Genomic DNA, 15,365 nt, shown 5'->3' on the forward strand with positions numbered 1-15,365 from the left:
TCTGCCCTTAACGCATAGTGACGAACTCTTCCGCGCTGGTCGGATGGATAGCAACGCAGTTGTCGAAATCCGCCTTGGTGGCTCCCATCTTCATGGCGACGCCGAAGCCTTGCAGGATCTCGTCCATCGCAAAGCCGATACCGTGCAGACCGACCACCTTCTCTTCCGGGCCGACACAGACCAGCTTCATCCGGGTGGGCTGGCGATGCTGAGTCAGTGCAGAGTACATGGCGGTGAACTGGCTGCGGTAGACCTTCACCTGGTCCTCGCCGTATTCGGCGATAGCTTCAGGTTCGGTCATGCCGATGGTGCCGATGGGCGGGTGACTGAACACCACGGTCGGCACCAGATCGTAGTTGAGGTGTTCGTTCGGCTTGTTGTTGAACAGCCGCTCGGAGAGGCGACGGCCCGCAGCGACGGCCACCGGGGTGAGCTGGATGCGACCCGTGTTGTCACCCACTGCATAGATGTTGGCGACGGAAGTGTTCTGGAACTTGTCGGTCGGGATAAAGCCCTTCTCGTCCAGCGCGATGCCTGCGGCGGCCAGATTGAGGTTGTCGGTAGCCGGTACTCGGCCGATGGCCCAGATCAGGCAGTCGACGGTGAGGTGGCGACCATCTTCCAGTTGCAGGGTAAGGCTGTTGTCAGCGTTCTTGAGCACGGCTTTGGGAATGGCGTGGGTGTGCAGCTTGGGCCCTTCCTGCGCCATGATTTCGACCAGAGTCTCGTGGATCATGGGGTCGAAGTTGCGCAGCGGCGCGTGCTTGCGCACCACCAGATGGGTCTCTGAGCCGAGCGCCTGCATCACCCCGGCGATCTCGACTGCGATGTAGCCAGCACCCACTACGGCAACCCGCTTCGGTTGTGCCTGCAATTCGAAGAAACCGTCGGAGTCGATACCCAGCTCGGCACCCGGGATAGCCGGAATTTCCGGGCGGCCACCGGTAGCGATCAGAATGTGATCGGCCGTGTAGTGCTCGCCATTAACCTCGATGGTGTTGCTGCTGACGAAGCGGGCGAAGCCCTTGATGACGGTGATCTGGTTCTTGCCCAGCACGTTCTGATAGGACTGGTGAATGCGGCCGATGTAGGCCTGGCGGGACTCGACCAGCTTGGCCCAGTTGAAGTGGTTGAGGGTGGTGTCAAAGCCGTAGTCGGCGCCATATTTCAGGGCATCGGCGATCTGGCCTGCATACCACATGGCCTTCTTCGGTACGCAGCCTACGTTGACGCAGGTTCCACCCAACTCTTTGGCTTCAATCAGGGCAACTTTCTTACCGTACATGGCAGCCCGGTTGGCAGAGGCGATGCCGCCGCTGCCGCCGCCGATGGCGATATAGTCAAAATGCTGTGCCATTGCGAGGTTCTCCGCTCATTAAGAATGCAATCACAGCATGATGGGGATAAAGCGGCTGGCTCACAAGAGCCAGCGCTCAGTTATGTTGGATCGGCAGGCGAATATGGAACTGGGCGCCCTGGCCAGGTTCGCTGGCACAGCTGATACGGCCTTTCAGCAGTTGCACCACCAGGTTGTAGATGATGTGGGTGCCCAGGCCGCTGCCACCCTGACCCCGCTTGGAGGTGACGAAGGGATCGAAGATGCGCGGCAAGATTTCGGGCGGGATGCCGCGGCCGTTGTCCGAATAGTCGATAAACAGCTCCTCTCCCTGCTGTTCCACCTTGATGGTGATCTTCTTCGGTTTGTCCCAGCTGTCGAACCCGTGGTTGATGGAGTTGAGGATCAGGTTCGAGTAGATCTGGGTAAAACTGCCCGGGAAGGAGAAGATTGACAGCTTGGGATCGCACTGGATATCCACTTCGCACTGGCTCTTCTTCAGTTTGTGGCCAAGCGAGACCACCACCTGATGGAGGTTGTCGGCGAGGCTGAAGTTGTAGCGTGCTTCCGATGACTGGTCGACAGCCACCTGTTTGAAGCTGGCAATCAGCTCGGAGGCGCGCCGCAGGTTGCTCTGCAGCAGCTGCATCGATTCGTCGAGGTTGACGGTGAACTCGTTGAGATAGGAGCGCGACAGCTGCTTAGAGTCGATATGGGACTTGAAGTCGGCGACCCGCTCTTGCAGGTAGGAGGAGGCGGTCACGCTGATGCCGATCGGAGTGTTGATCTCGTGTGCCACCCCGGCTACCAGCGAGCCGAGGGAGGCCATCTTCTCGGACTCCACAAGGGTCTGCTGGGCCTGTTTCAGGTCGTCGTACGCCTTGCCCAGCTGGTTGTTGGCTTCGCTCAGGCTGCGGGTACGCTCCACCACCTTGCCCTCCAGCTGCTCGTTGAGCTGGATTATCTCCCGCTCGACCTTTTTCAGCTGGGTGATGTCGTAGCCGAAGCCGATCTGGTATTTGAGGTTGGGGCCATCGTAGAAGGGGACGAAGGTCCATTGCAGTACCAGCTCATGGGCCTGCTGGTCATGCATGATGACCTCTTTGTCGGCCAGTGAACCTTCCGCCGCCAGAATATCGTTCAGCTCTTCCCGTTGTGCCGGGCTGACAAAGAGATCCAGCCAGTTGTGCTGCAACAGCTCCTGCTGGTGGTAGCCGGTCAGCAGTATGGCTGCCGGGTTGATGCTGGCGATGGTCAAATCCGGTTCCATGCAGCAGATAACCATGTTGGCGGAGTTGATCAGGGTGGCGGAGAAGTCCCGTTCCTTTTGCAGTTGTTCGACCGCCTGATGGCGGGCAACCAGCTCGTCACGCAGTCTGGTACGCATCTGGTTGAGGGTGGAGACCAGGGTATCCAGCTCATCGGGTTTCTTGCGTGGCTGCGGGCGGCCTTCCAGCTCCAGCGCCATGTCGAGCCGATCGAGGTTGAACTTCTGGGCGTAGTTGGCGATGCGGTTGATGTGCCTGACCACCAGATAGTAAATGATGATCAGGATGCAAAATGAGACTACCAGGGTCTTGATGGTCTGGCTGACCATGATCAGCACCGATTTTTCGATGAGGCGCTGGTAGATCTGCTCGAGAGAGGCGGCAACGAACAGCTTGCCGACAATCTCCCCCTGATAGGTGAGGTTGAATTCTCGGGAGATATCATAGCTTTCCCGCTCGACCCCCTGGGTCAGCAGCGGGACTTCGGAGTTGCCGAGCATCTCCTTGACCATCACGAACTGCATGTTGGGCAGGTTCATGATCCCTTCAATTTGCACTTTGACCTGCTCTTCATCCAGGTTCCACAAGCTGGCAGCGATGGGTTGCAGGAACGAGGCCTCGATCTGGCCGATACTGTCTTCGATGACGGCGACATCCTTGCGGTAATCCCAGGCGAGTTGCAGCGCCGTAATGATCATCGCCAATACGGTACTGCAGACCAGAATGTAGGAGAGCAGGCGATATGAGAGTCCGTTGCGGCCTACGGCCCTGGCGGTCTTGGTGAAGAGTCCTGACATGGCGTCCTTGCGGTCTGGATGTGGTGTTTTTTAGTTTAACTGCTTCATGCACTTATGTCGTCTTTCCTGCGAAGCATAAAAAAGGCCCCGTATCGGGGCCTTTGCATGTGATTGATGATTAATGTCCGCCGTTTGCTTTGGGCGGAATGGTTTCATCGAATACCGGCAAGGGTTTGTGCTCGGAAGCCAGATAGGTGTATATCACCGGCAGCACGAACAGGGTGAACAGGGTACCGATGGCAAGACCTGCCACGATGACGATACCGATACTGAAACGCTGTGCCGCACCGGCGCCTGCGGCGTAGAGCAGCGGGATCAGACCGGCAATCATGGCGGCTGTGGTCATCAGGATCGGACGCAGACGCACCTTGGCGGCCTGCATCACGGCCTCCATCCGGTTCATGCCGCGCAGCAGCTGCTCTTCCTTCGCTACTTCACAGATCAGGATACCGTGCTTGGTAATCAGACCCACCAGGGTGATGAGGCCCACCTGGGAGTAGATGTTCATGGTCGCCATACCCCATGCCAGGGCAATCAAGGCCCCGCTGATGGCGAGCGGTACAGAGACCATGATGACCAGCGGGTCACGCACCGACTCGAACTGGATTGCCAGCACCAGGAAGATGATGGCCAGTGCCAGCGCGAAGGTGGCATAGAGCGCATTGCCTTCGGTGACGAACTGACGGGCTTCACCCATGAAGTCGTAACGATAGCCTTGCGGCAGCTTCTCGTCGGCGGTGGTCTGGAACCAGTTGATCGCATCACCCATGGCCACGCCCGGAGCCGGAACGGCGCCGATGGTGGCGGAGTTCAGCTGGTTGAAGTGGGGCAGGGCGCGGGGCTCGCCAACCACTTCAATGCTGATCAGGCTGCCGAGCGGGATCGACTTGCCGTCTGCTGCCCGCACGTAATAGCCCTTGATTGACTCCGGATTGAGACGGTACTTGCGCTCGACCTGCGGGATCACCTCGTAGGAGCGGCCATCCAGATCGATACGGTTGACGTAACCGTCCGCCATCATGGTGCCCATGGTGATTCCGATATCCTGCATGGTGATGCCGTAGGCACCCGCCTTGTCCTTGTCGATGCGGATCTTCATGGTGGCGGAGTCGTAGTTCAGATCGAGATCCGAATAGACGAACTGACCGTTACTCTGCGCCGCTGCCAGAATTTCCCCGGCCACCAGGAACAGGCTTTCGAAGCTGTTCGGGGTGGTGATGACGAACTGGATCGGCAGACCACTCGATGCACCCGGCAGTTCCGGGAACTGGAAGGTGGTGATGGCCATACCCGGGATGTCTTTCACCAGATTGGCGACCCGATCCAGCACCTCTTTCTGGCTCGCTTCACGTTGACTCCAGGGCACCATGGAGGCGATACCGAACGCCTGGTTGGCGTTGAACACCCCCGAGAAGACCTGGGAGAAGGCGATCTCGGGCTGATCGTCCAGGATCTTGTTCACATCCGCCATGGTGTTTTCGATGTAGTCCAGGTTGGCGTTGGACGGTGCGGTACCCAGCACGGCCATTACCCCCTTGTCCTCTGACGGTGCCAGTTCGCTCGGGATGAACTTGAACAGCAGCGGCAGGCTGGCGAAGACGATGACGGCGAACACCACGATGACGGGGCGCTTTTTCATCACGGCGTGCAGCATGCTGTCGTAGCGATCGGTCATCCGCTCCAGCAGGTGATGGACTGTGCTCTCGAACTTGCCCGGTTGCTCGTTGGCCTTGAGCATCTTGGAACACATCATCGGTGACAGAGTCAGGGCGATGATGCCCGAGACGAACACGGCACCGGCTAGCGTCAGGGCAAACTCCTTGAACAGGGAGCCGGTGATGCCCCCCATCAGGGCGATAGGGGCGTATACCGCCGCCAGAGTAACCGTCATGGCGATAACCGGCACCGCAATTTCACGGGTACCGATAATGGCTGCCCGGAAGGGTTCTTCCCCCTCCTTGATATGACGGTCGACGTTCTCCAGCACCACGATGGCGTCATCCACCACCAGACCGATCGCCAGCACCATCGCCAGCAGGGTCATCAGGTTTATCGAGAAGCCGAACATATCCATCATCATCACCACGCCGATAAGACTGAGCGGAATGGTGATGATCGGGATGATGACCGCGCGGAACGAACCGAGGAACAGGGTGATGACCACCAGAACGATGGCGGCTGCCTCCAGGATGGTCTTGATAACCTCGTGGATGGACTCGTTGATCGCCACGGTGGAGTCATACATCACGTTGAGACGCATGGTGCTCGGCATATTGCGCTCAAGGCTCGGCAGCAACGCCAGCACATCGCGGGCGATGTTGATGGGGTTGGCTGTCGGCGCGGCGTTGACCGCCATGACCACGGCTTCGCGGCCGTTGGCGCTGGCGCGATAGATGTCGTGGCTCTTCTCGAGGGTCACCTTGGCAATGTCGGAAAGGCGGATCACCTTGCCGTCACGGGTAGCTACGACCAGACGCTTCAGCTCGTCGACATCCTTGACCTGGGTCTCGGCGTTGCCGTTGAACAGGGTGAAGTAACCGGTCGCCTGACCTGTCGCGGACTGATAGTTGTTGCTGTTGAGCACCGTCATCACGTCACTGGCAGTCAGGTTGAAGGCCGCCATCTTGGCCGGATCCAGCCATACCCGCAGGGCAAACTCGACACCGCCGTAGAGGTCAACCTTGGAGACCCCGCCGACAGTAAAGAGCTGCGGTTTGATAACCCGCTCCAGATAGTCGGTGATCTGGCTGGAGTTGAGCTCCGGGCTGGTAAAACCGAGGTAGAGCACCGCCGTGGTTGAACCGGTGGAGGAGGTGACCGACGGGTCTTCCGCCTCTTTCGGCAGCTGGGAGCGCACCGAGTTCACCTTCGCCAGGATGTCGGACAGCGCGGCGTTGGGGTCGGTGTTGAGCTTCATGTACGCAGTGATGGTGGAGCTGCCCAGCTGGCTGGAGGAGGTCATGAAGTCGATGTTGTCGGCTTGCGCGACCGCCTGTTCCAGCGGCTGGGTGATGAACCCCTGGATCAGATCAGAACTGGCGCCATAGTAGCCAGTGCTGACGGTGATCACCGTGTTGGTCACCTCGGGGTATTCCCGTACCTGCATCTTGAAGATGGCCTGAAAGCCCAGCAAGGCGATCAGGAAGCTGAGCGAGATCGCCAGCACAGGCCGTTTTATAAATATGTCAGTAAATCGCATCGCAGATCTCCGCGCTTACAGCATCGGGGTTTGTGCCGGAACGGCCAGGGCATCGTTCTCGACCACATGCACCTTGGTGTCGTTGCTCAGGCGAACCTGACCCGACAGTACGATCTGGTCACCGGCCTGGATGCCGGAGAGCACATGCACATCGTTGCCACGGCGCTCACCCGCCTTGACCACAACCTGCTTGGCTCGCAGCACTTTCACCTTGTTACCCTCTTTGTCGGTCTCTTCGCCCTCTTTGAGCACGTAGACGTTCTGACCGTAAAGGGTGAAGGAGATAGCGGTCTGCGGGATCACAATCTGATCTTTCACCGTCGGCAGAATGATGCTGGCGCGAGCGAACATACCGGAACGGAGCTGGCCGTCGTTGTTCGGAATGTCTGCCTGTACCTGGATCAGGCCGCTCTGGAAGTTGACCGCAGGTTCGATGGCGGTGATATGGCCGTCAAACTGGGTTTGCGGATAAGCATCCACATTGATCTTGATGGTCTGGCCCAGCTTGATTTTGGAGATATCGGTCTGGGGCACGGTGAAGCGCAGGCGCATCACGCTGGTATCCTCCAGGCGCACGATATCTGTGCCCGGCTGCAGATACTGACCGAGGAACACATTGCGCAGGCCGACCACGCCGCTAAAGGGTGCTCGCACTTCACGACGGGCAATGGTCGCCTTCAGACTCTCGATATCCGCTTCCAGCGAGCGATAGGCCGCTTCAGCTTCATCCAGCTGCTCTTTGGAGATGGAGCTGGTCTTGTAGAGGTTCTGGAAACGATCGAACTTGGCTTTTGCCGCCGGCAGTTTGGCCTGGGAGGCACGCAGATTGGCCCGCTCCACGGTGGAGTCCAGGCTCAACAGCAGCTGGTCAGCCTTGACCGGTTTGCCCGACTCGAAGGTGATGGCGTCAATGGTGCCTGCCAGTTCGGTGGAGAGGGTCACCCCCTGATTCGGCTCGATGAAGCCGATCGCTTCGATGGTCGGTACCCAATCCTGCGCCTTGGTCACCATGGCGGTGACGGGGAACTCGGGTTCCGGCCGGTTGGCCATGTACTGGGCAATCATCTTCTGTTTGAACAAATTGAAGCCGATGACGCTGCCAAACAAGGCGATCGCTATCAGCAACATAATGGCCATCCACTTTTTCATGAACAGGCTCCTGAGGTGGAAAGATTGGGGGATAAAATGGCATTCCAGCTGGCCCGGATCGCGGTTTCCAACTGCGATTCGGTCAGCGTGATGCTGTGCACCCTGCACTGCAGGGCCAGATGCATGACACTGTCCAGACTCAACACCTGGAGTGCCCGTATCGGTAAATCAATAAACAATCCTTGTTCAACGCCCTGTTCAAAAAATCGGTCCAGAGGCTCCCAGGCAGCCAGAATGACAGGATTGGTCTCCAATTCTGCCCCTAGCGGAGAGCTCTCGTACTGCAATTTGCACCGGATAGCGTTGGGTTCGTTAACAAAAATGGCATGAATATTGAGCCATAATTGGCGAAATTGTTGAAATGAAACTTTATCGATTGCTACATCGGCCATGACCATGGGCACACACTGCAAGATAGTGTGCTGGTGCAGTTGCCGGATCAGATCATCCTTGTCGCCGAAGTAACGATAGATAGTGCCGGTGGCAACATTGGCCTTCTTGGCGACTTCTGCAATCGACAGACCATGAAAACCCCGTTCACCCAGCACCTCATGGGCCGCGTTGAAGATGCTCTCTTTTTTATCCAGAATCATCAGTGTGACTTTCGATTGAATGAACGTTCATTCATTCTAGATGGGCATCAAATCAAGTCAAGGCAGCAAGGCGATTTGCGACTGCGATCTGCCCCTTTTCGGCTGTCAGCTGGGGAATAGTGGAAGAAAAGTGCGCAATGTGCTTGAAAAAACAACGAACAGTGTTTCGGTGACAGAAAAGTGTAGACAAACCAGCAACCATCATTAATAATGCGCCCCGTTCGACAGCGTAGCGCCCGTAGCTCAGCTGGATAGAGCGCTGCCCTCCGGAGGCAGAGGTCACAGGTTCGAATCCTGTCGGGCGCACCATCAAAAGTGCGTCGGTTAAACGGGCGTTGTTGTGGAACGAAAACAGCTGTGGTGGCTGTAGCTCAGTTGGTAGAGTCCCGGATTGTGATTCCGGTTGTCGTGGGTTCGAGCCCCATCAGCCACCCCATTTTACAGCTTGTCAGGTACGCGAAGGTGGCGGAATTGGTAGACGCGCTAGCTTCAGGTGTTAGTGCCCCCCGGGTGTGAGGGTTCGAGTCCCTCTCTTCGCACCATACTTGCTGTATGACGAGGATGACCATCAGGTCCTCTTTGTTTTTTTGAAGTAAACTATTTTGAAAGAAATAGCCTCGGTGATTAGCGCAGTCCGGTAGCGCATCTGGTTTGGGACCAGAGGGTCAAAGGTTCGAATCCTTTATCACCGACCACATTTAGAAAAACCTCGTCTTCGGCGGGGTTTTTTGCTTTCTGGCCTCCGCTGGGCCAGTACTCTCTCCCTGTTACGTCTGTTTACACTCTATTTGGGCAGCGCGCCCCGCCTTTCGGTTATGCTTCAGCCTCGAGTCACTGACAACCGGATGTCATCGGCCCATTTCAGGCATTTTTCCATGAATAACAAAATTTCCTTTGCTTACTCCCCCGCCATGCTGGCTGCCTTGCTGCTAGGGGGCTGTACCATCAAGCCGCCATCCACCGATGTGATGATGGGCTCCATTGCATCACAACCGCAGGAGGAGCGCTCTCTCTCTCCCTTGCTGACCAGCGGTGATTTTTGCGTTGCGGTGTCCCAACAGAAGGTGTTGGCACAACCTTGCAGCGGAAAAGACGATCAACTGTTCGAGTGGGATCTGGGTGAGTTGCGCCTGCAGGATCTCTGTTTGCAAGCCAAAAACGACAGCGAAGTGATGCTGGCACCCTGTGACGGTCAGGCGCAGTGGGAGTGGCAGAAAGACAAGCTGTTCAACAGCAAGGTCTCTCGCTGCCTCGATGTGGCCGGGCGACGCCATACCCCCGGCACGCCGCTGCGGCTGGCCGAATGCTACGGCGGAGCGAACCAGAGCTTCAGCTGGCAGCGGCCCAATCCCTGGCTGGAAACCCTTAAAAAACAAAGCCTCACATGGTGAGGCTTTGCTGAATCGAATGTCGGTATGAAGAGGCTCAGGCTGCGCTGATGCTCTCCAGCTTGAACAGCTTCTCCAGATAGACGGCGACGCCATCTTCGTCGGAGGTGAGGGTCTGCTCGTACTCCGGCAGCGCCATTTTCAGGCGGTCATGGGCGTTGCCCATCACGATACCGCGTCCCACCATGGTCAGCATCTCGAAGTCATTCATGCCATCACCGAAGGCGATCGCCTCCGACATATCGAACCCGTTTTGCTCCAGCACGGCTCGCACAGCATTGCCCTTATGCACTCCGGCGTGCATCACTTCGAGGCAGTCCGGCAATGAGAAGGTGACGTTGAGCTGATCGCCGTAGCGCTGGTTGAGGTGCGCGCCTCGATCTTCAGCAGTTTCTCGTGGTCACCGATGTAGAACACCTTGTTGATCTGCTCTTTCGGTTCCTGCTTCAGGTCATCGACCAGACGGTAGGTGAACCCTGACTCGTCGTGGAACTGCAGCAGCCAGGGCAGCTCCTCTTCCACCACCCAGTCATCACCCTGATAGACATTGAGGTGGATAGAGGGATCGCGCTCCAGCGCAATCAGCTCGGCGGCAATCTCGGTCGGCAGCGGCTGGTTGAAAATCAGCTGATCCTGTTTGTCATGGACCACGGCGCCATTGGAAGTAATGAGGTAGATGTCCATCCCCAGCGCATCGCGGAAGCTGCGAACGTCAACGTGATGACGGCCGGTGGCGACCACGAATTTCACACCTTGTTCTACCAGGCGGTGCAGGGTATCCCGGGTACGGGGAGAGATCTGGTGCTGCTTGTTGAGCAGAGTGCCATCGAGATCGGATACAACTACCTTGAACATCATTACCTCGGCATCGATTGAAAACAGGGGCAGTTTACCTTAGCCCGCACTGTCACCCCATTTATTTAGGGTTACAAAAAATAGCCAGCTCAGAAGCGGGCGAAAAAGTCGACCATCGCGGTCAGGGCGGGCTGGCGCTTGTCATCGGATTCGATAAACAGCTCGTGCCAGGCTCCCTCGATGCGCAGCGGTTTGCCCCCTTCGCACTTGGCAATGGTGCAGAAGCGTTCCTGCGCGGCATTGTCCACCACGCTGTCGCTGCCAGCTTGCAGCACCAGCAGCGGGGTTTTGATGGCGCCTGCATCGGCGATGGCGGCATCGGCACCGGTGATCCCTTGATAAATCCAGTGGGCGGTGGCACCACCCAGCTTGATCTGTGGGTGCTGTTCGTAGAGCTGACGGAACGCCTGATAGCGGGACTGGCTGTGTGTCAGCTCGTTATCGGCAAAGCCGTGATCCTGATAGGTGCCCTGACCGGGGCCGTAGGGAGGCTCGCCAAGCCAGCCGCCGACTGTGCCTATGGTGCTCGCCAATCCCTTGGCCAGCCACTTGGGCAGACCGCCTAGGTTGATGCCCAGCATGGGGGAGGAGAGTACGGCTGCTTTGATATCATCGGGCCAGCGTTCCAGATAGCGGGCCGAGATGGCGCCGCCCATGGAGTGGGCCAGCAGGAACAGCTTGGCAGGCTGGTCCGCCATGATTATCTGGTCGTGAAACTGCTTGAGATCGACCACATAATCGTCGAACTGGTCAACATATCCCTTCTGCGGGTCATTCAGCATCCGATCGGACATCCCCTGACCGCGATGGTCGATGAGATAGAGGCTGTAGCCCTGACGCCAGAGATCCCACGCCAGCTCCTGATACTTGAGGTAGCTCTCGACCCGGCCATTGACGATGAGGATGGCACGATCAACCTTCTCCTGCCGCAGCGCGGCATAGCGGATGGTCACCACATCCTTGCCCTTGAACTCTCCTTCCACCGCATGCTGGCGCCAGAAGTCGGGCAGGGTTTGCTGGTAGAGGCTGGGTACATCGGCTTCGCTGGTGAGCTGATAGGTATTGGTCACGGCAAGGGCTCCGGCAGAAAACAGGGTCAGGGCCAACAGGGAAAGAGAGAGGGGTTTCATCAGGCACATTCCTGTTGCCAATGGTGATAAAGGGCAGCGATATCCCCCGAGCAGAGCAGCGCCATGCTGGCTTGCAAGCGGGGCAGGGGCCAGTCCCACCATTGCATCTCTTGCAGCATGAGGATCTGCTCATCACTGAAGCGACGGCGGATCGTTTTGGCCGGGTTGCCGCCGACTATGGTGTAAGGGGCCACATCTTTGGTCACCACGGCGCGGGTGGCGATGACGGCGCCATCACCTATGGTGATGCCGGGCATGATCATCGCTTCCGAGCCGATCCAGACATCGTTGCCAATCCGGGTGTCCCCCTTGCGCAGAAAGCCGCTGCGGGCCCCTTCGCCAAAGGTGTCGGGGTTGAACGGGAAGGTGGAGACCCAATCCAGCCGGTGGCCCTGATTGCCCGCCAGCATGAAGGTGGCGCCCGAGCCGATGGAGCAGAATTTGCCGATGATCAGCCGATCCACCTCGCCCCAGAGGCCGCTCTCCCAGGTATCGCGGGTCGAGCCATCGCCGAGCAGGTAACGGACGCAGTGATCCTCGAACGGCTTGCCGTGGTAGTAGCCGGAGTAGTAGCTGTAGTCGCCGGCCTCTATGTTCGGGTTGGTCAGGTGATCCCGGATGATTTGCGATTCCAGCCAGCTACCAAAAGGGTTCTCCATCACTCCTCCTGTAGGTCGTCCTGCTCGCTCTGCTGCGCCCACCCTTTGCGGGTCAGCTGCATCCGCTGCCACCACTCTTCGTCCGCCAGAATTTCACCGGCCGGGCCGAGCTGGGGGTAGGGCATCTCTTTCTCTTTGCAGAGCTGGGCATAGATAGGATAACCCCCCTCGAACAGGATGCTGTTCTGCTCCTCCAGCGTGAGCGGGCAGCCGCGTTGATAGCAGCCGGCTAGCTCGCGCTGGCGCTGCGCTTCGTAGAGGATGGCGGCGGCAGCCACCGAGACGTTGAGGGACTGCACCATGCCCACCATGGGGATGACGATATGGTGGTCGGCCAGCGCCAGCGCCTCTTCACCGATGCCGTGTTTCTCCTGACCCACCAGAATGGCGGTTGGTTTGGTGTAGTCAATGGCGCGAAAATCGACCGAGCTGTCGGAGAGGTGAGTCGCCAGGATCTGCATGCCGGAGGCTTTCAGCTCGGCAACGGCTGTGCCGATATCCGGGTGCAGTTTTACATCCACCCAGTTCTGGCTGCCGCGGGCGGTGCCCTTGCGCTTGTGGATCCAGGTTTTGGGCCAGACGGCGTGTACCCGGTGGATGCCGATGGCATCGGCGGTACGCACGATGGCGGCCAGATTGTGAGGTTTATGGACCTCTTCCATACAGACGGTCAAATCGAGCTGACGCTGGGCCAGCATGTCGGTGATGCGCTTGAAGCGTTCGGGGGTCATGGCTTGTCTCTATAAAAGCAGCAGGCGGCTTACGCCGCCTGTGTTCAGTTCTTCTGTCGGCTCACCTTGAGCACGTTGGGCATGACGCGGATCTTGCGCATGATGTTGGCCAGGTGGATGCGGCTCTTGGTGGTGATGAGCAGGCTGACCTGATAGACCCGGCCATCCTTCTCTTCGGTGCTGATGGCGTGAATGTTGGCGCCGGTGGCGGCAATCACGTTGGCCAGCTCGGCCAGCGCACCCTGATGGTTGACGATCTCGATGCTGATGCCGGTGCGGAACTCCTGTTCCTGCTCCTTGTCCACTTCCCACTGCACCGGCAGATACTTGTCCGGCTCCTTGCTGTAGCCCTTGATGTTGCGGCAGGCTTCCTGGTGGATCACCAGACCCTTGCCCGGGCTGATGTGGGCGATGATGGCATCCCCCGGGATCGGACGGCAGCAGTTGGCGAAGGTGACCAGCATGCCGTCGGCACCCTTGATCGGCATCTTCTTGCTGCTGGTTTTGGGCTGCTCTTCCGGCGGCAGTTCATCCCCCAGCATGCGGCGCGCCACCATGACACTCATGGCGTTGCCGAGGCCAACATCGGCCAGCAGCCCTTGCAGGTTCTCGTGCTTGGTGTCGGCCAGCACCTGTTTGATGCGCGGCTCGGGAATGTCTTCGATATTCTTGGCGCCCAGCGCATGGTTGAGCAGGCGGCGACCCAGCACCACCGACTCTTCGGTGCGCAGGTTCTTGAGGAACTGGCGGATCTTGGAGCGTGCCTTGGTGGTCACCACGAAGTTGAGCCAGGCCGCGTTGGGGCGAGCGCCCGGCGCCGTGATGATCTCCACCGTCTGGCCCGAGTGCAGCGGGCTGCTGAGCGGGTAGGGGTGGCGGTCGACCCGCGAACCGACGCAGGCATGGCCGATATCGGTGTGCACCGTGTAGGCGAAGTCCACCGGCGTGGCGCCAGCGGGCAGCTCCATGATGCGTCCTTCCGGCGTGAACACGTAGATCTCGTCGGGGAAGAGGTCGGTCTTGACCCCTTCGATAAATTCAAACGAGCTGCCGGCGCTCTGTTGCAATTCCAGCAGGCTCTGCATCCAGCGCTGGGCGCGGATCTGGGCAGTGGTGCCCGAGCTGTCGCCATCCTGCTTGTAGGCCCAGTGGGCGGCAACCCCTTTGTCGGCCATCTGATCCATGAACTCGGTACGAATTTGCACCTCCACCGGTACCCCGTGCGGCCCCACCAGAGAGGTGTGCAGCGACTGGTAGCCGTTGGTCTTGGGGATGGCGATGTAATCCTTGAAGCGGCCGGGGCGCGGCTTGTAGAGGCTATGCATCTGCCCCAGCACCCGGTAACAGGTATCTATGTCCTTCACCTTGACCCGAAAGGCGTAGATATCCATTACCTCATGAAATTGCAGCTCTTTTTTCTCCATCTTGTTGTAGATGGAGAAGAGATTCTTCTCGCGGCCACTGACCTGATGCTCGATTCCTGCCTCTTTCAGACGACCGCTGATTTCGCTCTGGATGGAGTCGATGATCTCGCGGCGATTGCCACGGGCGCGGCGCACCGATTCGCGCAACACGCGGGAGCGCATGGGATAGAGCGCCTCGAAACCCAGCTCTTCCAGCTCGTTCTTCATGGTGTGAATACCGAGGCGGTTGGCGATGGGGGCGAAGATTTCGAGGGTTTCCCGGGCGATGCGGCGGCGTTTGTCAGGGCGCAGGGAGCCCAGGGTGCGCATGTTGTGGGTGCGGTCGGCCAGCTTGATCAGAATGACCCGGATATCCTGGGTCATCGCCATCACCATCTTGCGGAAGTTCTCGGCCTGCGCCTCTTTGCGATCGCGAAATTTCAGCTTGTCGAGCTTGGAGACCCCGGCCACCAGTTCTGCAACCGCATTGCCGAATTGTTCGGCCAGATCGGCCTTGGTGACAGAGGTGTCTTCGATGACGTCGTGCAGTACGGCGGCCATCAGGGTTTCATGATCGAGGCGCATGTCACCCAGGATCCGGGCAACGGCAACAGGGTGGGTGATGTAGGGTTCGCCACTGGAACGCATCTGGCCCTGGTGGGCATCACGGGCCACCACATAGGCTTGCTTGAGCTTCTCAACCTGCTCTGGCGGCAGGTAGGAACTGGCTATTTCTTTAAGGTTTTCAAATAAATACAAGACAGTCCCCGCAGCGGTGAAACGGCAATTCGTGGAATTGAGGGTATAGCCCTGAGTTTGCGAGGTTTTCGAGCGGTTGTAAATGGGGATGAACAGTC

General features: G+C 58.5%; 10 protein-coding genes, 4 tRNA genes and 1 pseudogene. 5 read left to right on the forward strand and 10 right to left on the reverse strand.

All coding sequences use genetic code 11. From position 1 onward, the window contains the following. Positions 1-7: 7 nt before the first annotated feature. The 5 genes from gorA to ACTG2W_RS13295 all read right to left on the reverse strand — a co-directional run bounded on the left by gorA (position 8) and on the right by ACTG2W_RS13295 (position 8,342). Positions 8-1,357: a glutathione-disulfide reductase gene (gorA, locus tag ACTG2W_RS13275; protein ID WP_106844434.1), complete on the reverse strand. Its 1,350-nt coding sequence runs from the start codon at positions 1,355-1,357 to the stop codon at positions 8-10. A gap of 76 nt (positions 1,358-1,433) precedes the next feature. Next, a complete protein-coding gene (locus ACTG2W_RS13280) occupies positions 1,434-3,401 on the reverse strand; it encodes an ATP-binding protein (protein WP_043820745.1) in 1,968 nt (655 codons plus the stop codon). A gap of 118 nt (positions 3,402-3,519) precedes the next feature. Further along, positions 3,520-6,600: a multidrug efflux RND transporter permease subunit gene (locus ACTG2W_RS13285; protein WP_021230459.1), complete on the reverse strand. Its 3,081-nt coding sequence runs from the start codon at positions 6,598-6,600 to the stop codon at positions 3,520-3,522. Between the two features lie 15 nt (positions 6,601-6,615). Beyond that, entirely contained in the window at positions 6,616-7,749 is a 1,134-nt protein-coding gene (locus ACTG2W_RS13290; RefSeq protein ID WP_005355753.1) for an efflux RND transporter periplasmic adaptor subunit, read from the reverse strand. Next, positions 7,746-8,342, reverse strand: a complete 597-nt coding sequence (locus ACTG2W_RS13295; protein WP_106844433.1) for a TetR/AcrR family transcriptional regulator — start codon at positions 8,340-8,342, stop codon at positions 7,746-7,748. The genes ACTG2W_RS13290 and ACTG2W_RS13295 overlap by 4 nt, the downstream gene beginning before the upstream one ends. 232 nt (positions 8,343-8,574) lie before the next feature. On the opposite strand from ACTG2W_RS13295, the gene ACTG2W_RS13300 reads away from it, so the two are divergent. From ACTG2W_RS13300 to ACTG2W_RS13320, 5 genes are all read left to right on the forward strand, one after another. Beyond that, positions 8,575-8,651, forward strand: a tRNA-Arg gene (locus tag ACTG2W_RS13300). 51 nt (positions 8,652-8,702) lie between these two features. Then, positions 8,703-8,778 (forward strand) — tRNA-His (locus ACTG2W_RS13305). 20 nt (positions 8,779-8,798) lie between these two features. Further along, a tRNA-Leu gene (locus tag ACTG2W_RS13310) sits at positions 8,799-8,884 on the forward strand. 76 nt (positions 8,885-8,960) lie between these two features. Next, a tRNA-Pro gene (locus ACTG2W_RS13315) sits at positions 8,961-9,037 on the forward strand. A gap of 180 nt (positions 9,038-9,217) precedes the next feature. After that, entirely contained in the window at positions 9,218-9,733 is a 516-nt protein-coding gene (locus ACTG2W_RS13320; protein ID WP_106844432.1) for a ricin-type beta-trefoil lectin domain protein, read from the forward strand. A 34-nt stretch (positions 9,734-9,767) separates the two neighbouring features. Here ACTG2W_RS13320 and ACTG2W_RS13325 read toward each other — a convergent pair. From ACTG2W_RS13325 to spoT, 5 genes and pseudogenes are all read right to left on the reverse strand, one after another. Beyond that, a pseudogene (locus ACTG2W_RS13325) lies at positions 9,768-10,585 on the reverse strand (Cof-type HAD-IIB family hydrolase). Between the two features lie 89 nt (positions 10,586-10,674). After that, entirely contained in the window at positions 10,675-11,715 is a 1,041-nt protein-coding gene (locus tag ACTG2W_RS13330; protein WP_106844431.1) for an alpha/beta fold hydrolase, read from the reverse strand. Then, positions 11,715-12,374, reverse strand: coding sequence for a CatB-related O-acetyltransferase (locus ACTG2W_RS13335; protein WP_106844430.1), 660 nt, complete (start codon positions 12,372-12,374; stop codon positions 11,715-11,717). The genes ACTG2W_RS13330 and ACTG2W_RS13335 overlap by 1 nt, the downstream gene beginning before the upstream one ends. Further along, positions 12,374-13,105, reverse strand: coding sequence for a tRNA (guanosine(18)-2'-O)-methyltransferase TrmH (gene trmH / locus ACTG2W_RS13340; RefSeq protein ID WP_005355744.1), 732 nt, complete (start codon positions 13,103-13,105; stop codon positions 12,374-12,376). Before trmH ends, ACTG2W_RS13335 begins: the two co-directional genes overlap by 1 nt. A 44-nt stretch (positions 13,106-13,149) precedes the next feature. Continuing rightward, positions 13,150-15,267 carry a bifunctional GTP diphosphokinase/guanosine-3',5'-bis pyrophosphate 3'-pyrophosphohydrolase gene (gene spoT, locus ACTG2W_RS13345; protein ID WP_005339255.1) on the reverse strand — a complete coding sequence of 706 codons (2,118 nt, stop codon included), beginning with the start codon at positions 15,265-15,267 and terminating at the stop codon, positions 13,150-13,152. Between the last annotated feature and the right edge of the window lie 98 nt (positions 15,268-15,365).

Origin of the sequence: Aeromonas sp. 96A (genome assembly GCF_051919165.1) — a bacterium.
GTDB lineage: Bacteria > Pseudomonadota > Gammaproteobacteria > Enterobacterales > Aeromonadaceae > Aeromonas > Aeromonas veronii.

Excerpts from the sequence above, each read along its gene's own strand:
- gorA (WP_106844434.1), bottom strand. The coding sequence starts at position 1,357 with ATGGCACAGCATTTTGACTATATCGCCATCGGCGGCGGCAGCGGCGGC.
- ACTG2W_RS13280 (WP_043820745.1), bottom strand. The coding sequence starts at position 3,401 with ATGTCAGGACTCTTCACCAAGACCGCCAGGGCCGTAGGCCGCAACGGA.
- ACTG2W_RS13285 (WP_021230459.1), bottom strand. The coding sequence starts at position 6,600 with ATGCGATTTACTGACATATTTATAAAACGGCCTGTGCTGGCGATCTCG.
- ACTG2W_RS13290 (WP_005355753.1), bottom strand. The coding sequence starts at position 7,749 with ATGAAAAAGTGGATGGCCATTATGTTGCTGATAGCGATCGCCTTGTTT.
- ACTG2W_RS13295 (WP_106844433.1), bottom strand. The coding sequence starts at position 8,342 with ATGATTCTGGATAAAAAAGAGAGCATCTTCAACGCGGCCCATGAGGTG.
- ACTG2W_RS13320 (WP_106844432.1), top strand. The coding sequence starts at position 9,218 with ATGAATAACAAAATTTCCTTTGCTTACTCCCCCGCCATGCTGGCTGCC.
- ACTG2W_RS13330 (WP_106844431.1), bottom strand. The coding sequence starts at position 11,715 with ATGAAACCCCTCTCTCTTTCCCTGTTGGCCCTGACCCTGTTTTCTGCC.
- ACTG2W_RS13335 (WP_106844430.1), bottom strand. The coding sequence starts at position 12,374 with ATGGAGAACCCTTTTGGTAGCTGGCTGGAATCGCAAATCATCCGGGAT.
- trmH (WP_005355744.1), bottom strand. The coding sequence starts at position 13,105 with ATGACCCCCGAACGCTTCAAGCGCATCACCGACATGCTGGCCCAGCGT.